General features: G+C 73.5%; 20 protein-coding genes. 4 read left to right on the forward strand and 16 right to left on the reverse strand.

Annotated features, from left to right (window positions below):
* Nucleotides 1-31 precede the first annotated feature (31 nt).
* The 6 genes from PGB27_RS26690 to PGB27_RS26715 form a co-directional block, all read right to left on the reverse strand.
* Nucleotides 32-823, reverse strand: coding sequence for a fumarylacetoacetate hydrolase family protein (locus PGB27_RS26690; protein ID WP_274203483.1), 792 nt, complete (start codon nucleotides 821-823; stop codon nucleotides 32-34).
* An 84-nt stretch (nucleotides 824-907) separates the two neighbouring features.
* The gene (locus PGB27_RS26695; RefSeq protein ID WP_274203484.1) at nucleotides 908-1,954 is read right to left on the reverse strand and encodes a 3-isopropylmalate dehydrogenase; all 1,047 of its coding nucleotides are present in this window, start codon (nucleotides 1,952-1,954) and stop codon (nucleotides 908-910) included.
* A 198-nt stretch (nucleotides 1,955-2,152) separates the two neighbouring features.
* Nucleotides 2,153-3,715: a phosphoglycerate dehydrogenase gene (gene serA / locus PGB27_RS26700; RefSeq protein WP_274203530.1), complete on the reverse strand. Its 1,563-nt coding sequence runs from the start codon at nucleotides 3,713-3,715 to the stop codon at nucleotides 2,153-2,155.
* 267 nt (nucleotides 3,716-3,982) lie between these two features.
* Nucleotides 3,983-5,023: a ketol-acid reductoisomerase gene (gene ilvC / locus PGB27_RS26705; RefSeq protein ID WP_274203485.1), complete on the reverse strand. Its 1,041-nt coding sequence runs from the start codon at nucleotides 5,021-5,023 to the stop codon at nucleotides 3,983-3,985.
* Nucleotides 5,024-5,066: 43 nt separating this feature from the next.
* Nucleotides 5,067-5,573: an acetolactate synthase small subunit gene (ilvN, locus tag PGB27_RS26710; protein ID WP_274203486.1), complete on the reverse strand. Its 507-nt coding sequence runs from the start codon at nucleotides 5,571-5,573 to the stop codon at nucleotides 5,067-5,069.
* Nucleotides 5,570-7,579, reverse strand: coding sequence for an acetolactate synthase large subunit (locus tag PGB27_RS26715; protein ID WP_274203487.1), 2,010 nt, complete (start codon nucleotides 7,577-7,579; stop codon nucleotides 5,570-5,572). The genes ilvN and PGB27_RS26715 overlap by 4 nt, the downstream gene beginning before the upstream one ends.
* A 248-nt stretch (nucleotides 7,580-7,827) precedes the next feature.
* On the opposite strand from PGB27_RS26715, the gene PGB27_RS26720 reads away from it, so the two are divergent.
* Both PGB27_RS26720 and ilvD read left to right on the forward strand, forming a co-directional pair.
* Entirely contained in the window at nucleotides 7,828-8,424 is a 597-nt protein-coding gene (locus PGB27_RS26720) for a PH domain-containing protein (RefSeq protein ID WP_274203488.1), read from the forward strand.
* 44 nt (nucleotides 8,425-8,468) lie between these two features.
* Entirely contained in the window at nucleotides 8,469-10,310 is a 1,842-nt protein-coding gene (gene ilvD, locus PGB27_RS26725) for a dihydroxy-acid dehydratase (RefSeq protein ID WP_274203489.1), read from the forward strand.
* 60 nt (nucleotides 10,311-10,370) lie between these two features.
* Here ilvD and PGB27_RS26730 read toward each other — a convergent pair whose 3' ends face one another.
* Together PGB27_RS26730 and PGB27_RS26735 are read right to left on the reverse strand one after the other, a co-directional pair.
* A complete protein-coding gene (locus PGB27_RS26730) occupies nucleotides 10,371-10,553 on the reverse strand; it encodes a hypothetical protein (RefSeq protein ID WP_274203490.1) in 183 nt (60 codons plus the stop codon).
* Nucleotides 10,554-10,682: 129 nt separating this feature from the next.
* On the reverse strand, nucleotides 10,683-11,612 hold the full coding sequence (locus tag PGB27_RS26735; RefSeq protein WP_274203491.1) for a 2-hydroxyacid dehydrogenase: 930 nt from the start codon (nucleotides 11,610-11,612) through the stop codon (nucleotides 10,683-10,685).
* A 77-nt stretch (nucleotides 11,613-11,689) separates the two neighbouring features.
* Here PGB27_RS26735 and PGB27_RS26740 point away from each other — a divergent pair, with 77 nt between their 5' ends.
* The gene (locus tag PGB27_RS26740) at nucleotides 11,690-12,859 is read left to right on the forward strand and encodes a PQQ-dependent sugar dehydrogenase (RefSeq protein WP_274203492.1); all 1,170 of its coding nucleotides are present in this window, start codon (nucleotides 11,690-11,692) and stop codon (nucleotides 12,857-12,859) included.
* 162 nt (nucleotides 12,860-13,021) lie between these two features.
* Here the strand turns inward: PGB27_RS26740 and PGB27_RS26745 are convergent, their stop codons facing one another.
* From PGB27_RS26745 to gatC, 4 genes are all read right to left on the reverse strand, one after another.
* Entirely contained in the window at nucleotides 13,022-13,510 is a 489-nt protein-coding gene (locus PGB27_RS26745; protein WP_274203493.1) for a hypothetical protein, read from the reverse strand.
* Between the two features lie 183 nt (nucleotides 13,511-13,693).
* The gene (gene gatB / locus PGB27_RS26750) at nucleotides 13,694-15,214 is read right to left on the reverse strand and encodes an Asp-tRNA(Asn)/Glu-tRNA(Gln) amidotransferase subunit GatB (RefSeq protein ID WP_274203494.1); all 1,521 of its coding nucleotides are present in this window, start codon (nucleotides 15,212-15,214) and stop codon (nucleotides 13,694-13,696) included.
* Nucleotides 15,211-16,743 carry an Asp-tRNA(Asn)/Glu-tRNA(Gln) amidotransferase subunit GatA gene (gatA, locus tag PGB27_RS26755; protein ID WP_274203495.1) on the reverse strand — a complete coding sequence of 511 codons (1,533 nt, stop codon included), beginning with the start codon at nucleotides 16,741-16,743 and terminating at the stop codon, nucleotides 15,211-15,213. The genes gatB and gatA overlap by 4 nt, the downstream gene beginning before the upstream one ends.
* Nucleotides 16,743-17,039: an Asp-tRNA(Asn)/Glu-tRNA(Gln) amidotransferase subunit GatC gene (gatC, locus tag PGB27_RS26760; protein WP_274203496.1), complete on the reverse strand. Its 297-nt coding sequence runs from the start codon at nucleotides 17,037-17,039 to the stop codon at nucleotides 16,743-16,745. The genes gatA and gatC overlap by 1 nt, the downstream gene beginning before the upstream one ends.
* A gap of 180 nt (nucleotides 17,040-17,219) precedes the next feature.
* Here gatC and PGB27_RS26765 point away from each other — a divergent pair, with 180 nt between their 5' ends.
* Nucleotides 17,220-17,879, forward strand: coding sequence for an ACT domain-containing protein (locus PGB27_RS26765; RefSeq protein ID WP_274203497.1), 660 nt, complete (start codon nucleotides 17,220-17,222; stop codon nucleotides 17,877-17,879).
* Between the two features lie 16 nt (nucleotides 17,880-17,895).
* Here the strand turns inward: PGB27_RS26765 and PGB27_RS26770 are convergent, their stop codons facing one another.
* The 4 genes from PGB27_RS26770 to PGB27_RS26785 form a co-directional block, all read right to left on the reverse strand.
* The gene (locus PGB27_RS26770; RefSeq protein WP_274203498.1) at nucleotides 17,896-19,287 is read right to left on the reverse strand and encodes an FAD-binding oxidoreductase; all 1,392 of its coding nucleotides are present in this window, start codon (nucleotides 19,285-19,287) and stop codon (nucleotides 17,896-17,898) included.
* 206 nt (nucleotides 19,288-19,493) lie between these two features.
* The gene (locus PGB27_RS26775; protein ID WP_274203499.1) at nucleotides 19,494-20,315 is read right to left on the reverse strand and encodes a 3-keto-5-aminohexanoate cleavage protein; all 822 of its coding nucleotides are present in this window, start codon (nucleotides 20,313-20,315) and stop codon (nucleotides 19,494-19,496) included.
* Between the two features lie 258 nt (nucleotides 20,316-20,573).
* A complete protein-coding gene (ligA, locus tag PGB27_RS26780) occupies nucleotides 20,574-22,709 on the reverse strand; it encodes an NAD-dependent DNA ligase LigA (protein WP_274203500.1) in 2,136 nt (711 codons plus the stop codon).
* A 10-nt stretch (nucleotides 22,710-22,719) separates the two neighbouring features.
* The gene (locus PGB27_RS26785; protein ID WP_274203501.1) at nucleotides 22,720-23,694 is read right to left on the reverse strand and encodes an NAD(P)-dependent oxidoreductase; all 975 of its coding nucleotides are present in this window, start codon (nucleotides 23,692-23,694) and stop codon (nucleotides 22,720-22,722) included.
* Between the last annotated feature and the right edge of the window lie 7 nt (nucleotides 23,695-23,701).

Below are 23,701 nucleotides of genomic sequence, written 5' to 3' on the forward strand. Positions count from 1 at the left end.
CCTGGATCGGTCCCGTCCAGGGTACGGGGCCCTAGCGGGCCTGGACCGGGTTGGTCAGCGTGCCGATGCCCTCGACCGTCACGCTCACCTGCTGGCCCGCGCTCATCGGCCCGACGCCGGCCGGGGTGCCGGTGAGGATGACGTCGCCGGGCAGCAGCGTCATGACCCGAGAGATGTAGGCGATGAGCTCCTCGACGGGGTGGAGCAGCAGGTGGGTGCGCGACTCCTGGCGGACCTCGCCGTCGAGCTCGGTGCGGATCGCGAGGTCGCCCGGGTCGATCGTCGTCTCGATCCACGGCCCGAGCGGGCAGAACGAGTCGTAGCCCTTCGCGCGGGTCCACTGCCCGTCGGCCTGCTGCAGGTCGCGGGCGGTGACGTCGTTGGCGACGGTGTAGCCCAGCACGACGTCGCGGGCGCGGGCCTCGGGCACGTCGCGGCACGGCATGCCGATGACGACGGCGAGCTCGCCCTCGTAGTCGACGCGCTGCGAGTCCGGCGGCATCTGGATCGGCAGCCCCGGGCCGATGACGGTGGTCGAGGGCTTCATGAAGATCAGCGGCGCGGGCGGGGTCTCGCCGCCCATCTCGCTGACGTGGTCGGCGTAGTTCTTGCCGATGCAGACGACCTTGGTCGGCAGGATCGGCGCGAGCAGCCGGACGTCGGCGAGCGGCCAGGTGCGCCCGGTGAAGGTGGGGTCGCCGAAGGGGTGCTCGGCGATCTCCGCGCACACGTCGCCGGCCTCGGGCTCACCACCGGCCGTGGTCGGCGACTGCAGGGCCGCGAAGGAGACACCGTCGGCGTGGGCGATCCGGGCGAGGCGCACGGCCGCGGACCCTATCCCCCGACGGCGCTCAGGGCGCGCCCGCGGCCACCGGCTCCTCCCCCTCGGGCGCTCGGGCCCGGGACGCTAGGCGGGGGTCCGGGTGCCCGCAGCCGAGGAGACGAGGGCGGCGAGGCGGTCGCCGACCGCGTGGGTACCGCCGGGGTTGGCGTGGTCGCGGGTGGCGAGGTCGAACGCCACGGCCGCCTCGACGCGGCGCGCGAGCTCGGGCTCGCCGAGGTGGTCGAGCAGCAGCGCCACCGAGAGGATCGCCGCGGTGGGGTCGGCGATGCCCTTGCCCGCGATGTCGGGCGCCGAGCCGTGGACCGGCTCGAACATGCTCGGGTTGGCCCGTGACACATCGAGGTTGCCCGACGCCGCGAGCCCGATGCCCCCGGTGACGGCCGCCGCGAGGTCGGTGAGGATGTCGCCGAACAGGTTGTCGGTGACGATCACGTCGTAGCGCGACGGGTCGGTGACCAGGTGGATCGTCGTCGAATCGACGTGCTGGTAGTCGACCGAGACGTCCGGGTGCTCGAGCGAGACCTCCTCGACCACCCGCGACCACAGCGACCCGGCGTGGGTCAGCACGTTGGTCTTGTGCACCAGCGTCAGCTTGCGGCGCGGGCGGGCGGCCGCGCGGGCGAACGCGTCGCGCACGACCCGCTCGACGCCGAACGCGGTGTTCACGCTGACCTCAGTGGCGATCTCCTGCGGCGTGTCCTTGCGCAGCAGGCCCCCGGTGCCGGCGTACGGCCCCTCGGTGCCCTCGCGGACGACGACCAGGTCGATCTCGGCGTTGCCGGCCAGCGGCCCGCGCACGCCCGGGTAGAGCCGGGCGGGGCGCAGGTTGACGTGGTGGTCGAGCTCGAAGCGCAGGCGCAGCAGCAGCCCGCGCTCGAGGATGCCGCTGGGCACCGACGGGTCGCCGACCGCGCCGAGCAGGATCGCGTCGTGCTCGCGCAGCTCCGAGAGGACGGACTCCGGCAGCAGCTCCCCGGTGGAGTGCCACCGCGCGGCACCGAGGTCGTACTGGGTCGTCTCGACCGACGGGGCGACCTCGTCGAGCACCTTGAGCGCTTCGCCGATGACCTCGGGTCCGATGCCGTCGCCGGGCACCACCGCGAGTCGCATCCGCACCAACCTCCACGAGCGGGTCGCCCCGCGACGGGGTGACCGGGGCCGACCCGCGGAGACTACTAGGCGTGTCGGTCGATCACGGAACCGGATCGCCGAATCGTAGGAATCCGGCCTCGGTCGGGGTTGCTGCGCCCGGCGGAGTTTGGCGACGCGACCGCTCCCCCGCCGGGAGCAACGTGATCACCCGAGTGATCAGCCGAAGCTGATCAGCCGCGTCGTCCGCGCCTCGAGGGTCGTGCCGATCGGCTCCAGCACCTCGGGGGACACGGCCCGGTCGACGCGCAGCAGCATGATCGACGACGACCGGTCGCGCACCTGGGAGAGCTGGGCGGCCTCGATGTTGATGTCCGACTCGCCGAGCTTGGTGCCGACGGTGCCCATCGCGCCCGGGCGGTCGGAGTACTCGAACAGCAGGACGTGGCCCTCGGCGCGCAGGTCGAAGCTGCGGCCGTTGATCTCCACGAGCTTCTCGACGAGGTCCTCGCCGGTGAGCGTGCCGGACACGGTGACGGCCTCGCCGTCGTCGCGCACGGCCCGCAGGGTCACCATGCTGCGGTGGTTGGGGCTCTCGGTGGCCGTCTCGATGGTGACGCTGACGCCCCGCTCCTCGGCCAGCGCCGGGGCGTTGACGAAGGTGACGGGCTCGTCGACGACCTCGCCGAACACCCCGCGCAGCGCCGCGAGCGAGAGCACCGAGACGTCCTCGTGGGCGAGCTCGCCGCGCACCAGCACCTGCAGCTCGCCCGGCGCGCCGACGAGGTCGGAGAGCAGGGTGCCGAGCTTCTGGGTGATGCCGAGCCACGGCCGGACCTCCTCGCCGACCGCGCCGCCCGAGACGTTGACGGCGTCGGGCACGAAGTCCCCGCGCAGCCCGGCGAGCACGGAGTGGGCGACGTCGGTGCCCGCGCGGTCCTGGGCCTCGGTGGTCGACGCGCCGAGGTGCGGGGTCACGGTGACCTGCGGCAGCTCGAACAGCGGCGACGAGGTCGTCGGCTCGGTGACGTAGACGTCGATGCCGGCGCCGGCGACGTGGCCGGAGCGCACGGCCTCGGCCAGCGCGTCCTCGTCGACCAGGCCGCCGCGCGCGGCGTTGACGATGATGACGCCGCGCTTGGTCTTCGCCAGCGCCTCCTTGCCGATGAGGCCCTGCGTCTCGGGCGTCTTCGGCAGGTGGATCGTCATCATGTCGGCGCGGGCGAGCAGCTCGTCGAGCTCGACGAGCTCGATGCCGAGCTGGGTGGCGCGGGACTGCGGCAGGTACGGGTCGTAGGCGATGACGTGCGTGCCGAACGAGGCGATGCGCGACGCGAACAGCTGCCCGATCTTGCCCAGGCCGATGACGCCGACCGTCTTGCCCTGGATCTCGACACCGGAGAGCTTGCTGCGCTCCCACTTGCCGGCCCGCAGGCTCGCGTCGGCCTGCGGGATGTGGCGCGCGGTGGCCAGCAGCAGCGCGATCGCGTGCTCGGCGGCGGAGACGATGTTGGACGTCGGCGCGTTGACGACCATGACGCCGTGGGACGTGGCCGCGGGCACCTCGACGTTGTCGAGCCCGACGCCGGCGCGCCCCACGATCTTCAGCTGCTTCGCGGCGTCGAAGACCTCGGCGTCGACCTGCGTCGCCGACCGCACGAGCAGCGCGTCGGCGTCGGCCACGGCCTCGAGCAGGGCCGCCCGGTCGGTGCCGTCGACGGAGCGGATCTCGACCTCGTCGCCGAACACCTCCAACGTCGACGGCGCGAGCTTCTCGGCCATCAGGACGACGGGCTTGCTGGCGGCGGTGGTCACGATGGTTTCGCTCCCCGGGGGTCGGCGGCTGGGTCGGGCACGCCGACGACCGTTGCACCTGCCCGATGACGCACGCCGACGTGCTCGCGGGTCACTCTCCCGCACTCACGGGGACCATACCGACCGCTCGTGAACCGGTTCACAGGCCGGGCCGAGGGGCGCGACCCGGAGCGAACGGGGACTTCGCGCGCGTAGAAGCGGCGAGATACCCGTTCGCTCCGGACTCGGCGAGCCTCAGCTGGTCGGGCGCGCCATCCACGGCATGAGGCCGCGGAGCTTGGCGCCGACCTGCTCGATCTGGTGGGCCTTGCCCTCCTCCTCGAGCTTGGTGAAGTTCGGGCGACCGTTGTCGTCCTCGGCCACCCACTCGCGGGCGAAGGTGCCGTCCTGGATCTCGCCCAGGATCTTGCGCATCTCCTCCTTGACCGCGTTGTTGACGATGCGCGGCCCGCGGGTGAGGTCGCCGTACTCGGCGGTGTCGCTGATCGAGTACCGCTGGCCCCAGATGCCGTTCTCGTACATGAGGTCCACGATCAGCTTGAGCTCGTGGAGGCACTCGAAGTAGGCGATCTCGGGCTGGTAGCCGGCCTCGACCAGCGTCTCGAACCCGGCCTGGACCAGCGCCGACGTGCCGCCGCAGAGCACGGCCTGCTCGCCGAAGAGGTCGGTCTCGGTCTCCTCGGTGAACGTCGTCTTGATGACGCCGGCCCGGGCGCCGCCGATGGCCGCGGCGTAGGACAGGGCGAGCGCCTGCGCGCCGCCCGTCGCGTCCTGCTCGACCGCGATGAGGCACGGCACGCCCTTGCCGTCGACGAACTGACGGCGCACCAGGTGACCCGGGCCCTTCGGCGCGACCATGGCCACGTCGATGTCCTTCGGCGGCTGGATGAGGTCGTAGCGGATGTTGAAGCCGTGCCCGAAGAAGATCGCGTTCCCGGACTCGAGGTTCGGCGCGATGTCGTCGGCGTAGATGAACCGCTGCTTGGTGTCCGGCGCCAGGATCATGATGAGGTCGGCCTCCGCGGCCGCCTCGGCCGGCGTGACGACCCGCAGGCCCTCCTCCTGGGCGGTGGCGCGGCTCTTCGACGACTCCGGCAGCCCCACCCGCACGTCGACACCCGAGTCGCGCAGCGACAGCGCGTGGGCGTGGCCCTGGCTGCCGTAGCCGATGACGGCGACCTTGCGCCCCTGGATGATCGAGAGGTCGGCGTCGTCGTCGTAGAACACAGCAGCATTCCCTGTCGTGGGGCTACTGCCGTTGTCCGGGGCACTCATGAGCGGGACTACTTCCTTCCGGGTACGGCTGGCAGTCGTGAACTTATCGGTGGTGCGCGGCGATGGAACGCGGGCCACGGGCCAGCGCCACCATCCCCGACTGGACGATCTCGCGGATGCCGTAGGGCTCGAGCATCCGGCGCAGCGCCTCGAGCTTGTCCTCGGTGCCGGTCGCCTCGACGGTGACCGCCTCCGGCGAGACGTCGACGACCTTGGCGCGGAACATCTGCGTGACCTCGAGGACCTGCGAGCGCACGTGGGCGTCCGCGCGGACCTTCATCATCACGAGCTCGCGCTGCACCGACGAGGCCGGCTCCAGCTCGACGATCTTGATGACGTGCACGAGCTTGTTGAGCTGCTTCGTGACCTGCTCGAGGGGGAAGTCGTCGACGGTGACGCAGATCGTCATCCGCGAGATCCCCTCCTCCTCGGTGGGGCCCACGGCCAGCGACTGGATGTTGTAGCCGCGCCGGGAGAACAGGCCCGAGATGCGGGCGAGCACACCGGGCTTGTCCTCGACGAGGACCGAGAGGGTGTGGGTGGTGGTCATCGGACCGGCTCCTCGTCGATGGTCCGGCTCCGCTGCGCTGCGCGTCCTTCGCCGTCGACGGGACGGTCGGCCCGCGAGACCTCCTCGGCCTGCACGGCCTCGGGGTCGTCGAACAGCGGGCGGATGTCCCGCGCGGCCATGATCTGGTCGTTGCCGGTGCCGGCGGCGACCATCGGCCACACCTGCGCGTCCGCACCGACGGTGAAGTCGATGACGACGGGCCGGTCGGTGATCGCCATGGCCTGGTTGATGACGCGGTCGACGTCGTCCTTCGACTCGCAGCGCAGCCCCTCGCAGCCGAGCGCCTGCGCGAGCAGGACGAAGTCGGGCACGCGGTGCTTGTGCGTGCCGAGCTCGGTGTTCGAGTAGCGCTCGTCGTAGAACAGGGTCTGCCACTGGCGGACCATGCCGAGATTGCCGTTGTTGATGACCGCGACCTTGATCGGGATGCCCTCGATCGCGCAGGTGGCGAGCTCCTGGTTGGTCATCTGGAAGCAGCCGTCGCCGTCGATGCACCACACGGTGGTGTCGGGGCAGCCGACCTTCGCGCCCATGGCCGCCGGCACCCCGTAGCCCATGGTCCCGGCGCCGCCGGAGTTGAGCCAGGTGCGGGGCTTCTCGTAGGCGATGAACTGCGCGGCCCACATCTGGTGCTGGCCCACGCCCGCCGCGTAGATCGCGTCGGGGCCGGCGATGGCACCGATCCGCTCGATGACGTACTCGGGCGAGAGGGTGCCGTCGGCCGGGTCGTCGTAGCCGAGCGGGAACGTCTGCCGCCAGCTCTCGAGCTGCTCCCACCACCCGCGCAGCTGCTCGTGCCGGGTGTCGCGGTCGACCGCGGAGCTGCGCAGCGCGGCGGTCAGCTCGGTGACGACCTCGCGGGCGTCGCCGACGATCGGGACGTCCGCGGGGCGGTTCTTGCCGATCTCGGCCGGGTCGATGTCCGCGTGGATCACCTTCGCGCCCGGGGCGAACGTCGACAGGTCGCCGGTGACGCGGTCGTCGAAGCGGGCCCCGAGGGCGATGAGCAGGTCGGCCTTCTGCATCGCCGCCACGGCGGCGACGGTGCCGTGCATGCCCGGCATCCCCAGGTTCTGGCGGTGGCCGTCGGGGAAGGCGCCGCGGGCCATGAGGGTGGTGACCACGGGCGCGCCGGTCTCGTCGGCGAGGTCGAGGAGCTCGGTGGAGGCCTCGGCCTTGATCACACCGCCGCCGACGTAGAGGACGGGACGACGCGCCTCGCCGATCAGGCGGGCGGCCTCCCGGATCTGCTTGCTGTGCGGCCGGGTGGTCGGCCGGTAGCCGGGCAGCCGGGTCTCGACCGGCCAGCTGAAGGTGGTCTGCGCCTGCAGGACGTCCTTGGGCAGGTCGACCAGGACCGGGCCGGGACGCCCGGTGGCGGCGATGTGGAACGCCTCGGCGATCGCGCGCGGGATGTCCGCGGGGTCGGTCACCAGCATGTTGTGCTTGGTGATCGGCATCGTGATGCCGCAGATGTCGGCTTCCTGGAACGCGTCGGTCCCGATGAGCTTGCGGCCCACCTGCCCGGTGATCGCGACGAGCGGCACCGAGTCGAGCATCGCGTCCGCGAGCGGGGTGACGAGGTTCGTCGCGCCCGGCCCCGAGGTCGCGATGCAGACGCCCACCCGGCCCGTCGCCTGGGCGTAGCCGGTGGCGGCGTGGCCCGCGCCCTGCTCGTGGCGCACGAGGATGTGGCGCACGAGCCGCGAGTCGAACAGCGGGTCGTAGGCGGGGAGGATCGCCCCGCCCGGGATGCCGAAGACCACGTCGCACCCGACGGCCTCGAGCGAGCGGACGAGCGACTGCGCGCCGGTCGCGGGCTCGGGGTCGACGCGGGTGGGACGCGGGGCGTCCGGCGCGACGGGGGTCTGCAGCACGGTGTCCTGCTGCTCGGTCGGGGCGCCGGCACGCGGTGCGGGTCGCCGCGTGCCGTTCGCCGCCGGCCCCGGGGTGCCGGGGGCCGCGGTCGGTCTGGCTTGGGTCATCGGGTGTCTGCCTCGGGAGGGTCGCCGGGTGCGTCACGGGGGGCCGGACATGAAAAAGCCCCCACCGCCTCGAGGCGGAGAGGGCAGGCGCGTCAGCAGGTTCTCGCGGCGGGCTCGTCGGCCCGTCAGGCGCTGACGCGCCCCGGGAGTACGAGAATTCGCCGCTGGATCACGACCGCGAGGGTAGGTGGCCGGTCGACGGATCGTCAAACCGGGTCCCCCTGCTGCGCCGGTGGCACCATCGACGTGTGACGAGCGAGCAGACCAGCGAGGAGACGAGGGACGCCACGGAGCGGCCCGCCCCGGCGGGGCCCGCCACCTTCCGGCCGGTGCCGCTGCCGGCGCTGGTGGCCGTGGGGTTCGTCGCCCTCGGGCTCTCCCCGATCGCGTTCCAGGGCGGCGCGTGGTTCCTCGTGTTCCTGGCCCCGCTCGTGCTCGCCCTCTGGGTCGTCCGCACGCGCACCGTCGTCGACGGCGACGCGCTGCGGGTGCTGCTGGCGTGGGGCACGCGCCGTGTCGGCTGGGACGAGGTGGCGACGCTGCGCGTCGTCGCCCGCGGGTGGGTGCGCGCCGTCCGCCGCGACGACACCGAGGTCGCACTGGTGGGGGTGCGCACGCGCGACCTGGGCCGGATCGCGGCGGCCAGCGGCGGGCGCATCGACATGCCGACCCCGGAGGAGGTCGCGGAGGCGCGCGACCACCAGCGCGAGCTCGAGGCCACCCGGCTGCGCATCGCCCGGCTCCGGGAGCGGCAGGCGGAGCAGGCGGCCGGGCAGGGTGCCGGCCAGGGTGCTGGGCAGGGTGCTGACCCGGACCCCGCCGGGGCGCCCGACGAGCGGGCGTAGCCTCGCCGTCAGCCCACCACTGATCCACCCCTGAGAGGTCAGCCGTGCCGCCGCTGCGCTCGCGCGTCACCACCCAGGGCCGCAACGCCGCCGGGGCCCGGGCCCTCTGGCGCGCCACCGGCCTCACCGACTCCGACTTCGGCAAGCCGCTCGTCGCGATCGCCAACTCCTACACCCAGTTCGTGCCCGGCCACGTGCACCTCAAGGAGCTGGGCGAGCTCGTGGCGGGCGCGGTGCGCGAGGCCGGCGGGATCGCGCGCGAGTTCCACACGATCGCCGTGGACGACGGCATCGCGATGGGCCACGGCGGGATGCTGCACTCGCTGCCCAGCCGCGAGGTGATCGCCGACGCGGTCGAGCACATGGTCCAGGGTCACGCCGTCGACGCGCTGGTGTGCATCTCGAACTGCGACAAGATCACCCCGGGCATGCTCAACGCGGCGATGCGGCTGAACATCCCCACGGTGTTCGTCTCGGGCGGGCCGATGGAGGCCGGCAAGGCCGTGGTCGTCGACGGCGTCGCGCAGGCGCCGACCGACCTCATCACCGCGATCTCCGCGTCGGCGTCGTCGCAGGTCAGTGACGAGGGGCTGACCGAGGTCGAGCGCTCGGCGTGCCCGACGTGCGGGTCGTGCTCGGGCATGTTCACCGCCAACTCGATGAACTGCCTCACCGAGGCGCTCGGTCTGTCGCTGCCCGGCAACGGCTCGACGCTGGCGACGCACGCCGCGCGCCGCGAGCTCTTCCTGCAGGCCGGGCGCACGGTCGTCGACCTCGCCCGCCGGTACTACGAGCAGGACGACGACGCGGTGCTGCCGCGCAACGTCGCGTCGAAGCAGGCGTTCGAGAACGCGATGGCGCTCGACGTCGCGATGGGCGGCTCGACCAACACCGTCCTGCACATCCTCGCCGCCGCCCACGAGGCCGAGCTGGACTTCACGCTCGCCGACATCGACGCGGTCAGCCGGCGCGTGCCGTGCGTGTCGAAGGTCGCCCCGAACTCCAGCCACCACATGGAGGACGTGCACCGCGCCGGCGGCATCCCCGCGATCCTCGGCGAGCTCGACCGCGCCGGCCTGCTGCACCGCGACGTCCACGCGGTGCACGCCCCGTCGCTCGCGGAGTGGCTGGGCACCTGGGACATCCGGGGCGGCTCGCCCTCCGCCGAGGCCGTCGAGCTCTTCCACGCCGCGCCCGGCGGGGTCCGCACCGTCGAGCCGTTCTCGACGACCAACCGCTGGTCGTCGCTCGACACCGACGGCGCCGGCGGCGTGATCCGCGACGTCGCGCACGCCTTCTCGGCCGACGGCGGGCTCGCGGTGCTGCGCGGCAACCTCTCCCCCGACGGCGCGGTGATCAAGAGCGCCGGGCTGCCGGAGGACGGGCGGTTCTTCCGCGGCCCGGCGCGGGTGGTCGAGAGCCAGGAGGAGGCCGTCTCGGTCATCCTCGGCAAGCAGGTGCAGCCCGGCGACGTGCTCGTCGTGCGCTACGAGGGCCCCTCCGGCGGCCCCGGGATGCAGGAGATGCTGCACCCGACCGCGTTCCTCAAGGGCGCGGGCCTGGGCGCGGTGTGCGCGCTGGTCACCGACGGGCGCTTCTCGGGCGGGTCGTCGGGCATCAGCGTCGGCCACGTCTCGCCCGAGGCCGCGGCCGGCGGCGCCATCGGGCTGGTGCAGGACGGCGACGAGATCCTCCTCGACGTCGACAGCCGGCGCATCGAGCTGCTGGTCGACGACGACGTGCTCGCCGAGCGCCGCGCCAAGATGGACGCCTCCGAGCGCCCCTGGCAGCCCGCCGTCGAGCGCCACCGGAACCTCACCAGCGCGCTGCGCGCCTACGCCAAGCTCGTGACCTCCGGCGCGACGGGCGCGGTCCGCAGCATCTGACGCCGTCCCCGGTGACGGGGCCCGCGCCCGGCGCGGGTCCCGTCGCCGACGTCACCGACCTCAGCGCGGCGGGTGCCGCAGGGACGCCGCGCGCAGGGCGTCGGCGATCCGGCGGCACTCGTCGCGGGTGAGCACGGCGGTCTGCCGTCCCAGTGTCAGGACCGCGAACGGGTCCTCGTCCTCGACGTGCACGGACACGATCTCCTCGCCCGCGCCCGTGCTGATGCTCGTCGTCGCTGTCATGGCCGGCTCCGCTCCACCGTCGTCCACGTCGGGAGTGCGTGGGCGCTGCTGTCCGTTCTACATACTTGCGTGTTATCTCGCAAGTATGTAACCGACGCGAGTCATCGCCGAAGCGCCCGACGGCGGTGCTCAGTACCCGTTGACCACCAGGTTCGGCGGGTCCTCGCCGCGGGCGACGGCCTCCAGCTGGGTGCGCACGACGCGGTAGGCGCGCTCCAGGTGCCCGGGGACGCTCCCGCCGACGTGCGGGGTGATGAGGAGGTTCGGCGCCGACCAGAGCGGGTGGTCGGCGGGCAGGGGCTCGGGGTCGACGACGTCGACGACGGCGCGCAGGCGCTCGGCGCGCAGCTCCGCGAGCAGGGCGTCGGTGTCGACGACGGGCCCGCGCGCGGCGTTGACCAGCAGCGCGCCGTCGGGCATCGCCGCGAGGAAGTCGGCGTCCGCGAGCCCGCGCGTCTCGTCGGTGAGGGGCACGAGCAGGACGACGACGTCGTGGTCTCCCAGGAGGTCGGGCAGCTCCGAGGTGGCGTGCACCCCGTCGCGGGCCCGGCGCCCGACGCGCGTGATGGTGCCGACGTCGAAGGTCTCGAGCCGGCGGGCGGTCTGCTCGGCGAGGTCGCCCGCGCCCACGAGCAGCACGCGCTTGCCGGTGAGGGTGTCGGTGATGTGTTGGTCCCACCGGCCCTCGTCCTGCGCGCGGACGAACACCGGGATCTCACGCAGCACCGCGAGCGTCGCGGCGAGCACCCACTCGGCGGTGACGCCGCCGTGGGCGCCCTGGCAGTCGGAGAGCGCGACGCCGTCGGGCAGGCGCCCGACCCACATCTCCGCGCCGGCCGAGAGCAGCTGCACCAGCCGCAGCCGCGGGCACCGTTCCACCAGCTTCAACGCATCGGTCGTGGCCAGGAAGCCGGGGATGAGCACGGCGGCCCGGTCGGCGGCGTCGGGCAGCGCGTCGGCCTGCTCGTCGTAGCGCACGAGCTCGAGGCCCTCGATGTCGGCGAGCGCGGCCTCGCCCTCGGGGTGCGGGACGAGGACGGTCACGGGTTCCTGGGCCACGGTGCGCGGAGGGTAGTCCACCGGACGGCACCCCGTCTCACGGCCGGCACAGTCGCGGACGCCTACTGTGTCCACCCGTGCCCGTGTCCGTCTCCCGCGCGAGGATCCTCGCGGCCCTGACGGTGCTGGCTGCGCTGCTGGCAGGGTGCGCGCAGTTCCCGGACGCCGGCCAGGCGCCGTGGCGCGAGCGCCCGGACCTCGGCGCCGAACGCGCCCCGCAGCCCCAGCTGCCCGAGACCGGCGAGCCCACGCCCGCCCCGAACTCCGGCGGGCCGTCGGTGCCGCCGCCGTGCGTCGACCCGGACCCGCAGGTCGTCGCCACCTGCCTCGCGCCGCTCTCGGCCGTCGTGACCCTGCCCGGCGGACAGGCGGCGCTGGTGGCCGAGCGCACCACCGGGCGCATCCTGCGCGTCGCCCCCGACGAGCCGCCGGAGCCGGTGGCGACCGTGCCCGTCGACGCGGCCGGGGACGGCGGGCTCACCGGTCTCACGCTCTCCCCCACCTACGCCGAGGACCAGCTCCTGTACGCCTACGCCACCACGGGCGGCGGCAACGCCGTGGTGCGCATCGCCCCCGGCGACGTCCCGAAGACCGTGCTGGGCGGCATCCCGCGCGGGGCCTCGGGCAACCGGGGCGCGGTCGGCGTCGAGCCCGACGGCACGCTGCTGGTCGCGACCGGCGACGGCGGCGACCGGGCCGCGGCGACCTCGCCGACCTCGCTCGCGGGCAAGCTCCTGCGCATCGACCCGTTCGGGCGCCCCGCGCCGGGCACGCCGGACCCGGCCTCGCCGGTCGTCGGCAGCGGGCTGCACGCGCCCGGCGACGTCTGCGCCGACCCCGCGACCGGCGTCAGCTGGGTGACCGACCGTGCCGGTCCCCGTGACGTGCTCGTCGCCGTGCGCCCGGGCGAGGCGCCCGGCCCGGGGGCGGCAGCCGCACCCGCGTGGACCTGGCCGGAGCGGCCGGGCGTGGCCGGGTGCGCGGGGCTGCCCGGGACGCTCGTCGTCGGGCTGGAGGGCGCGAGCGCGATGTTCGTGCTGCGGCCGACGCCGCAGGGCTCGTTCGTCGGCACCCCGCAGTCGGTGCTGGCCGGCACCTATGGGCGGATCACGGCCACGGACGTCGCCTCCGACGGCCTCATCTGGTTCACGACGGCCAACAAGGGCGGCGGAGGCCCGGTGACGCCGACCGACGACCGCGTCGTGCGCATCCGGCCGCCGTCGGGCGGGGCGAGCGGGGCGGACTAGCGGCCCGCGCCGGTGATCGAAGTACCGATACGGACACTCAACGTCTGCGACGGCACTTCGCTGACACGGCCCGGACGCACCGCGGCCCCGCTCCTCCGGGTGGGCCGGGGGAACGGGGCCGCGGGCTCGCCCGATCTGGGGAGCGGACCGGGCGGGGTGCGCTCAGCCGAAGGAGAGCACGCTCGAGCCCTGCGCGAGGGCCTCGTCGAGCTGGGCGGCGCCGGCGCCGGTGGCGTCGTGCACCTGGCCCGTGATCTCCGAGACGGAACCGGAGACCTCCTGCTCGCCGTCGGTCAGCGAGCTGCCGACGGGGACGCCCGCGTCGTTGAGGTGCGTCTGCAGGTCGGAGGTCCCCGCCGAAGCGATGCGGTTGACCCCGTGCTGGACCTCGGAGGCGTGGCCGCCCACGAACTCCTCGCCACCCTTGACGGTGGTCGGGACGTCGGTCTCGGGCAGCTCCGCCACGCTGTCGGCGGTGCCGGACACGACGTCGGTGACCGTGCTCGACGTGTTGTCCCAACTCGGCGCCTCGTCGGCGAACGCGAACGACGCCGTCCCGCCGGTCAGGGCGAGCGCGGCGGCGGCGGTCAGCGCGCCCCGGCCGGCGACCTTGCCGACCGTGCTGGTCTGACGGGCACGGTGTGCACCCATGCGACCCTCCTGTACTTCGTTCGCACTCGGGGGGAGGACCGGACGGTCGTACAGCAGCGATCCACTGTGACGCCCGGTCGAGAAGCCGCTACACGCTGCTCCCTTAATCCCCCAACGGAGGGAACTCGTCCGGGTTACGGGTAGATCACGGAAAACACGATCGAGGTCGACGTGCGGGGTCGCTCAGCGACAGCGTTCGAGCACCAGCTCCTGCACGCGAGCGGCGTCCGCCTGACCGCGGGTGGCCTTCATCACGGCGCCGACGATCGCGCCGGCGGCCTTGGTCTTCCCCGCGCGGATCTTCTCGGCGATGTCGGGCTGCGCCGCGAGCGCCTCGTCGACCGCGGTGGTCAGCGCGCTCTCGTCGCTGACCACCGCGAGACCACGGCCCGCCACCACGTCGTCGGGCTCGCCCTCGCCCGCCAGCACCCCGTCGACGACCTGGCGCGCCAGCTTGTTGGTCAGCGTGCCCTCGGCGACGAGCGCCACCACGCGCGCGACCTGCGCGGGCGTGATCGCGAGCTCCGGCAGCGTCACCCCGGCGGTGTTCGCCTGCTGCGCGAGGTAGGACACCCACCAGGAGCGGGCGGCCTCCGGCGGCGCGCCGGCGTCGACGGTGTCGGCGACGAGGTCGAGCGCGTCGGCGTTGACGAGGTCACGCAGCTCCTCGTCGGACAGGCCCCACTCGGTCTGGATACGGGCACGCCGCTCCCACGGGCGCTCGGGCAGGCCCGCGCGCAATGTCTCCACCCAGTCGCGCGACGGCTCGAGCGGCGGGAGGTCGGGCTCCGGGAAGAAGCGGTAGTCCGCGAACGTCTCCTTCGGGCGCCCCGGCGACGTCGTGCCCGACTGCTCGTCGAAGTGCCGCGTCTCCTGGCGGATCGACCCGCCCGAGAGCAGGACACCCGCGTGGCGCCCCATCTCGTAGCGCACGGCACGCTCCACCGAGCGCAGCGAGTTCACGTTCTTGGTCTCGGTGCGGGTGCCGAACGTCGAGGAGCCCTTGGGCATGAGCGAGACGTTGGCGTCGCAGCGCATCGAGCCCTGGTCCATGCGCACGTCGGAGACGCCGAGCCCGCGCAGCACGTCGCGCAGCGCGGTCACGTAGGCCCGCGCGACCTCGGGCGCCCGCACGCCCGCCCCGAGGATCGGCTTCGTGACGATCTCGATGAGCGGGACGCCGGAGCGGTTGTAGTCGAGCAGCGAGTGGTCGGCGCCGTGGATGCGCCCGGTGGCCCCGCCGATGTGCAGGGACTTGCCGGTGTCCTCCTCCATGTGCGCGCGCTCGATCTCCACGCGCCAGGTGGAGCCGTCGTCGAGCGGCACGTCGAGGTAGCCGTCGAAGACGATCGGGTCCTCGTACTGGGAGATCTGGAAGTTCTTCGGCATGTCCGGGTAGAAGTAGTTCTTCCGGGCGAAGCCGGAGCGCTCCCGCACGTGGCAGTTCAGCGCCAGGCCGATCTTGATCGCGGACTCGACGGCGGTGCCGTTGAGACGCGGCAGCGAGCCGGGCAGGCCCAGGCAGACCGGGCAGACGTTGGTGTTGGGCTCGGCGCCGAAGCGGTTGGCGCAGCCGCAGAACATCTTGGTCGCGGTGTTGAGCTCCACGTGCACCTCGAGACCCAGGACGGGGTCGAAGTGCTCGCAGACCTCCTCCACCGTGTACGGGGCGGACTCGACGCCGGGGTTGGTCACTGCCGTCATCGCGACGTCTCCAGGGCACGCAGTTCCGGGATGCGGGGGGCGGTGTCGACCGAGGCGCGGGCGACCTCGTAGGCCGCGGCCACCCGGTAGGCACGGTCGTCGGCGAGCGCCGGGGCCATGACCTGCAGGCCGACGGGCAGCCCGTCGTCGGCCGAGCGCCCGCACGGCACCGACAGGGCCGCGTTGCCGGCCAGGTTCGACGGGATCGTGCAGAGGTCGGCGAGGTACATGGCCAGCGGGTCGTCCACCCGCTCGCCGATGGCGAACGCGGTGGTCGGCGTCGTCGGCGAGATGAGCACGTCGCAGGTCTCGAACGCGGCGGTGAAGTCGCGGACGATGAGCGTGCGCGCCTTCTGCGCCTTGCCGTAGAGCGCGTCGTACGAGCCGGCCGACAGCGCGTGGGTGCCGATCATGATGCGGCGCTTCACCTCGGCGCCGAAGCCGGCCTCGCGCGTCAGCGACATGACCTCGTCGCTCGCTCGCTCGCCGTCGTCGCCGACCCGCAGGCCGTAGCGCATGGCGTCGAAGCGGGCGAGGTTGCTCGACGCCTCGCTGGGGGCGATGAGGTAGTAGGCCGGCAGCGCGTAGGCGAACGACGGGCACGAGACCTCGACGACCTCGGCGCCCAGCTCGCCGAGCAGCCGCACCGCGTCGGTGAACGCCGCGAGCACGCCGGGCTGGTAGCCCTCGCCGGAGAACTGGGTGACGACGCCGATGCGCACGCCGGCGAGGTCGCCGCGGGCGCCCGCCTCCGCGGCCTCGACCACGGGCGGCAGGGGCGCGCCGACCGAGGTCTGGTCGTTCTTGTCCTGCCCGCCGATGACCTCGTGCAGCAGCGCGGCGTCGAGCACCGAGCGCGCGCACGGGCCGATCTGGTCCAGCGACGACGAGAACGCCACGAGCCCGTAGCGCGAGACCGTGCCGTAGGTCGGCTTGACCCCGACGGTGCCGGTGACCGCGCCGGGCTGGCGGATCGAGCCGCCGGTGTCCGACCCGAGCGCGAGCGGTGCCTCGCCCGCCGCGACCGCCGACGACGAGCCGCCGCCGGAGCCGCCGGGGATGCGCGTGAGGTCCCACGGGTTGCGGCTGGGGCCGAACGCGGAGTTCTCGGTCGAGCTGCCCATGGCGAACTCGTCGAGGTTGGTCTTGCCCAGCGGCACCAGGCCCGCGGCGCGCAGCCGGGCCACGACGGTGGCGTCGTACGGCGGGCGCCAGCCCTCGAGGATGCGCGACGCGCACGTCGTCGGCATGTCGGTGGTGGTGAGGTTGTCCTTGAGCGCGATCGGGACCCCCGCCAGCGGGGAGGCGGGCGTGCCCTCGGCGATCGCGCGGTCGGCGGCCTCGGCGGCGGCGAGCGCGCCGTCGGCGTCGATGTGCAGGAACGCGTGCACGCCGCTCTCGGCGGGCCCGTCCACGGCCTCGATGCGCTCCAGGTGCGCGCGCGTGACCTCGACCGACGACACCTCGCGGGCGTGGATGCGCCGGGCGAGCTCGGCGGCGTCCAGGGAGATCAGCTCGGACCCCGTCATCACAGCTCCTCCCCCAGGATGCGCGGCACGCGGAAGCGGCCCTCCTCGGCGGCGGGCGCGCCGGCGAGCGCGACGTCCCGCGGCAGCGACGGCTCGGTCTCGTCCGGGCGCAGCACGTTCGTCTGCGGCACCACCTGCGCGGTCGGCGGGACGTCGTCGGGGATCTCGCCGACCTTCGACACCGTGTCGACGATGGCGTCGATCTGTCCCGAGAACAGGTCCAGCTCGGCGTCGGAGACGGCGAGCCGGGCCAGCCGGGCGAGGTGGGCGACGTCGTCGCGGGTGATGTCGGACATGGTCCTCCGGGTCGTGCGTCTTCTCGGTGGTCGGGCTCCGGTCCGCGTCGACTCCCGGGAGCGCGAACACCCAGTCTAGGACCGGGCGCGATCGGGTTCCCGGCGGTCATGCCTGATCATCGCTCGCCCGCGCGGGGGTGGGCCTGGGAGGATGCGCCGGTTCCGGAGTCGAGGAGGGTCGTGACCTACCTGCTGCGCGTGGTGCTGCCCGACCGTCCGGGCATGCTCGGGGCACTCGCCTCGGCACTCGGCGCCGAGGGCGCGGACATCCTGTCCGTCGACGTCGTCGAACGCGGGGCCGGATCGGCGGTGGACGACCTCGTCGTCGACATGCCGAGCTCGCGGCCGCCGGACGTGCTCATCACGGCCGCGGAGGCGGTCAACGGCGTCGTCGTGGAGTCGGTGCGGCCGTTCGCGGGCGCGCTCGACACCACCCGGGAGCTGGAGCTCGTCGAGGCGATCGCCGCGCGACCCGAGGACGGCGTGTCCCTGCTGGCCGAGGGCGTGCCGCGGCTGTTCCGGTCGGCCTGGGCGCTGGTCACCGAGAGCACCGGCGACGGCGCGCGCGTGCGCCGGGTCGCGGCGAGCGACGCCGCCCCCGAGACCGAGGCCGTCGAGCTGTCCTGGCTGCCGCTGGACAAGGCGACGGTGCTCGACCCCGCCGGCGGCCACACGGTGCCCGACGCCTGGACCGACCTCGACACCGAGCTCGCCGCCGCCCCGCTCGGACGCCCGGAGCGCGCCGTCGTCGTCGGCCGCCCCGGGGGTCCCGCCTTCCGGCCGTCCGAGCTCGCCCGCCTCTCCCACCTGGCCGGGATCGTCGCGACGATCACCGGCTAGGGCCGGCGGTGACCGGTCAGGTCGCCGGGAGGATGTTCGTGTTCCGGTGGAAGACGTTCTCCGGGTCGTACTGCGCCTTGATCCGCTGCAGGCGCGCGTACTTGTCCCCGTAGGCGCTCGGCACGCGGTGGGCGTCGTCGCCGCCCATGCCGTTGATGTACGCGCCCCGGCCCATCGCGTGCGGCGCGAGGGCGTCGAACAAGCCCCGCACCCAGGCGCGCTCGACCGGGTGCGACTCCTCGTCCGGGGTCATTCCGATGATGAACACAGCCAGCCGTGGTGAGCGCCCGCCGCTGAACGCGGTGGCGGCGTCCTCGGGGGTGCAGTAGGCACCGGAGAGCGTGTAGAGGTGCACGACCGACATCGGCGAGGGCATTGCGCCGGCGTGCTCCACGAGGACCTCGAGGGCCCCCTCGGAGATGTCCTCGAGGTAGAGGGACTTCTCGTAGGCGTACACACCCCACGCGTAGGCCTCGTCGAACATCTGCTGCAACGCCGTGAACGGCATGGGCGTGACCATCTCGAACAGCGGCGGGAGGGCGCCCCGTACGCGCTCGACCACTGCGCGGTGGCTCTCCTCGGTGCCGAAGCCGACCACGACGAGCGCGAAGCCCTTACGGAAGTGGTGCTCCTCGGGGACGAAAGGCGCGGGCGGCGCGTGGAGGGCGACAGTCTGGAAGCTGATGTCCGCGGGCAGGTCGGGGATGGTGTTCCGGGCGACGCGCAGCGCATCGGGCGCCTGGTCCATTCCGTAGAAGAGCAGCGCGAACTCGATCTGCGGGCCCACGGGATGGAGAGCGAACTCGAACGACGTGACGATGCCGAAATTGCCGCCGCCACCGCGGATCGCCCAGAAGAGATCCGGGTTCTCGTCCGCGGCCACGCGCACGATCCGGCCGTCGGCGAGGACCATCTGCGCCGCGAGGAGGTTGTCGAGCGTCAGTCCGCCCTGGCGGGTCAGCCAGCCCATCCCGCCACCGAGCGCGATGCCGGCGATCCCTGTGTGCCCGATCTCGCCGCTCGGGAGCGCGAGCCCGTGGATCTGCGTCGCCGCGTCGACGTCGCGCAGCAGGGCGCCCGCAGCCACGGTCGCGCGGCGGGCCTCCGCGTCCACCTGGACCGCGTTCATCCGGCTCAGGTCGATGACGATCCCGGCGTCCCCGACGCACGCCCCCGAGGTGGAGTGGGCGCCGCTGCGCACCGAGATCTCGAGTGACGCCTCGCGCGCGAAGGTCACCGCGGCCGCCACGTCGTCGGTGGAGGTGCAGTACGCGACGACGGCGGGGCGGCGATCGATGTCGGCGTTCCACACCCGCCGGGCCTCGTCGTAGCCCGGATCGTCGGGCGTGACGACCGTGCCGGTCATCGCGGTGCGGAGTTCGTCGAGTCGGGACAGGACCTGGGTCATGGGTGGCCTCCGTTCGGCGCCGGAGGGACGACGGTAGAAGGCTCTCCGTAGTCTCGTAGTGCCCTGAAAGGGTGGTTATCTGCGCCATTCTCGAAATTGAACGTCAATTCGATGACGCTTTGTGTATTTCCGTCTCCGAAGGGCGCCCGGGACGCCGCAGGGTGTGCGATCAGGCGCGGAGTGGCATCTGCCCGAGGACAGGAGCGTCAGCGGCGGTGCTCGGCGCGCGAGCCCGGCCACAGGCCCGACGAGCGCAGCCCGCCACCGCGCGCGCCGCCGTTGCGGCGCCGCTCGTAGCGCCCGCCGACGTCGTGGCCCAGCGCGTAGCGCACGAGCTCTTCGTTGCCCGTCGCGAGCCAGGTGCCGTCGGGGCCCTTGAGCGTGTCCTCGAAGCCGATGCGGGTGTCGAGGTTGTTGCGCTTGGCGTACTCGAGCACCGGCCAGGCGCCCGCCTCCTCGCCGTGCAGGAGGATCGGCGCCGGCACGGGTCCCAGCGCCTTGAGGATGCGCACGGCCTCGGCGACGGCGGTGTCCGGGTCGGTGACGGTGACCTCGGCGAGCACCCGCACCGTGCCGCGCGGAAGGCCGGCCTGCTTGAGCTGCACGGCGTCGCCCGTGGTCCACACCCCCAGCTCGACGCCGATGTCCACCGCGTCGAGGGCCGCGCAGACCCGCTGCCAGCCGCGCTCGTGCACGTTCACCGACGCGACGTCCGGGCGGGCGTGGCGGGGCAGGCGGCCCCACTGGCCGATGATCTCGGTGCGTTTGAGGGGGTCCGGCTCGACCCAGCGCGCGGTGGTGACGCCGATCTCGAGCTCGGGCGCCTCGCGACGGATGGTGTCGACGACCGTGCCGATGACGCGCGGATCGAGGCTCTCCTGGCCGTCCCGGTCGCGCGGGTGCACGTGCAGGCTCTGGACGCCGAGGAGGGACACGGCGCGGGCGTCACGGGCGAGGTGCCGCGGGCTCATCGGCACCGCCGGGTAGACGTCGGCGGGGCGGGCACCGTTGGGGCAGCACTGCAGCACCGCGGCGTCCCTCCCCTCTCCCTCTCCGACCCCGGGCCTGCCCGAGGGGTCCAGCTTCGACGCTGCGCACGACGAGGGCAACGGCGAGCCGACGGCGTCCCGGGTCCCGGGCCCGTCGGACCGCGAGAGCCACCCGGACGGTCGTACGCGCGGTCACCCGACGGTGTGAGTGTGCCCGATGCACGTGCGGATGCATGCGGGGACTCTCAGATGGGTGCCGGGTCTCTCATCCGTGCACGCCCCGCGGTCGCCGGCCTCTCAGCCGGCCGCGTCCCCGCCGGCGCCACCGTCGGCCGAGGTGTCGACCGCGGCGCCCGCCGCCGCCTCCGGGCCGTCGGCGAGCAGCACCCGGAACCCGTCCTCGTCGAGGATCGGCACCCCGGCCGCGACCGCCTTGTCGTACTTCGAGCCCGGCTCGTCGCCGACCACGAGGAACGCCGTCTTCTTCGACACCGACCCGGCCGCGCGCCCGCCGCGGGCGAGGATCGCCTCCTTCGCCTCGTCGCGGGAGAACGTGGGCAGCGACCCCGTGACCACGATCGAGAGGCCCTCCAGCGTGCGGGGCGTCGACTCGTCGATCTCCTCGGCGAGCTCCACCCCCGCCGCGCGCCACTTCTCGACGACCTCGCGGTGCCAGTCGACGGAGAACCACTCCCGGACCCCGTGCGCGATCGTCGGCCCGACGCCGTCGACCGCGGCGAGCTCCTCCTCGCTCGCCGCGTCGATGGCGTCGATCGACCGGAAGTGGCGCGCGAGCGCCTGGGCCGCGGTGGGTCCGACGTGCCGGATGGACAGCCCGACCAGCACCTTCCACAGCGGGCGGTGCTTCGCGGTCTCGAGGTTGGTCAGCAGCTTGCGGCCGTTGGCGGAGACGTTGCCCGCCTTGGTGCGGAACAGGTCGACCCGGACGAGGTCGTCCTCGGTGAGACGGAAGACGTCGCCCTCGTCCTGCACCACGCCCGCGTCGAGCAGCGCGGTGGCCGCCTCGTAGCCGAGCACCTCGATGTCGAAGGCGCCGCGACCCGCGACGTGGAACAGGCGCTCCCGCAGCTGCGCGGGACAGGAGCGGGCGTTGGGGCAGCGCAGGTCCTTGTCGCCCTCGCGCATCTGGCGCAGCTCGGTGCCGCACTCCGGGCAGTGGGTGGGCATGACGAACGCGTACTCGTCGCCGGTGCGCGCCTCGACCACGGGCCCGAGCACCTCGGGGATGACGTCGCCGGCCTTGCGGATGATCACCCGGTCGCCGATGAGCACGCCCTTGCGCTCGACCTCGCCCGCGTTGTGCAGCGTCGCGAGCGACACCGTCGAGCCCGCGACCAGCACCGGGTCCATCTCGGCGAACGGGGTGACGCGCCCGGTGCGCCCGACGTTGACGCTGATGTTGCGCAGCGTCGTGGTGGCCTCCTCGGGCGGGTACTTGTAGGCGATCGCCCAGCGCGGCGCCCGCGCCGTCGACCCCAGCCGCCGCTGCAGCGCGACGTCGTCGACCTTGACGACGACGCCGTCGATCTCGTGATCGGCCTCGTGGCGGTGCTCGCCCCAGTACTCGACGTGCTCGAGGACCGCATCGACGCCGTGGAGCACGCGGGTGTGCGCCGACACCGGCAGCCCCCAGGCCGCCAGCGCGTCGTAGGCCTGCGACTGGCGCTCGGGGGTGAAGCCGCGCCGCTTGCCCAGCCCGTGGCAGATCATCCGCAGCGGGCGCGTCGCCGTGACCCGCGGGTCCTTCTGGCGCAGCGACCCGGCGGCGGAGTTGCGCGGGTTGGCGAACGGCTGCTTGCCCGCCGCGACGAGCCCGGCGTTGAGCTCCTCGAAGTCGGCGAGCCGGAAGAACACCTCGCCGCGGACCTCCATGAGCTCGGGCACCGGGAACTCCTCGGTGCCCGTCAGCTCGGTGGGCACGTCGGCCAGGGTGCGCATGTTGAGCGTGATGTCCTCGCCGGTGCGCCCGTCACCGCGGGTGAGCGCGCGCGTGAGGTGGCCGTTCTCGTAGAGCAGGTTCACCGCGAGCCCGTCGATCTTGAGCTCGCAGAGGTAGAGCAGCTCCTCGGTGGGGAAGTCGAGCTCGCGCTGCACCCGCAGCACCCACTCGCGCAGCTCCTCGCCGGCGAACGCGTTGTCGAGCGAGAGCATGCGCTCGAGGTGGTCGACCGCGACGAAGTCGGTGGAGAACCCGCCGCCGACCCGCTGCGTGGGCGAGGCCGGCGTGACCAGCGAGGGGTACTGCTCCTCCAGGCGCTGCAGCTCGACGAACAGCTCGTCGAACTCCCCGTCGGAGACGATCGGGGCGTCGAGCACGTAGTAGCGGAACTGGTGGTCGGCCACGACCTCCGACAGCTCGCGGTGGCGCTGGACGGCGTCGGTGGGCACGTCGGTCTGGTCCGTGCTGGTCACAGCGCCGAGATTAGCCGGGCACCCCGACGGCGAACCGTCGGTCGCCCCGTCCGAGGTGTCGCTCCACCGACGCGACGAAGCCGCGCGCGATGCCCGCGTAGGAGGTCTCGGTGACGCCGCCGACGTGCGGGGTGACGAGCACGTTCTGGGCGAGCAGCGGGTCGTCGGGGTCGATCGGCTCGACCCAGGTGACGTCGAGGCCCGCGCCGGCGAGGTGCCCGGAGCGCAGGGCGGTGAGCAGGGCGTCGTGGTCGACGACGGGCCCGCGCGCGACGTTGACGACGTGGCCGCCGGGACGCAGGGCGGCCAGGGCGTCGGGGCCCACGATGCCCCGCGTCTGCGGCGTGAGCGGGCAGGCGACGACGAGGTCGTCGCAGCGGGCCAGGGCGGCGACGAGGTCCTCGGTGCGGTGGTAGTGCTCGTCGTCGAGCAGGTCGGCGGCCCGCGGCGTCTCGGCCCGGGGGCGGCGGCCGATGCCGACGGGCCGGGCGTCGAAGGCGCGCAGCCGCGTGATCACCTCCGCGCCGATGTCACCGACGCCCAGCACGCCCACCGTGCGCCCGGCGAGCATGCGCCCGGACGGCTCGCCCACCAGCTCCTTCGCGACGTTCGCCCGCGCCTCCTCGTAGCGGCGCAGCAGCGCGAGCAGGAGCAGCAGGGCGACCTCGGCGACCGCGACGGCGTTGCCAGACTGGGCACCCGAGACGTTGTCGACCGGCAGCCCGCGCGCGGCCGCCGCGTCGAGGTCGACCCCCGACAGCCCGACGCCGAACTGCTGGATCATCCGCGGCGTCGTCGCGTCCATCAACGCGGCGGAGATCGTGCTGCCCATGGGGCACAGGACGTCGACGGGCGACAGGCCGGCCGCGGGCACCTCGACGGGCACGTCGACGATCTCGACCCCGGTCCAGCCGACCTCGTCGAACGCCGTCTCCAGGGCCCCGCGCAGGGCGGCGAAACCGCCGCCGACCAGTCCGATCCGCACGCCGCTC

This window comes from Actinomycetospora lemnae (assembly GCF_028737315.1).
GTDB lineage: Bacteria > Actinomycetota > Actinomycetes > Mycobacteriales > Pseudonocardiaceae > Actinomycetospora > Actinomycetospora lemnae.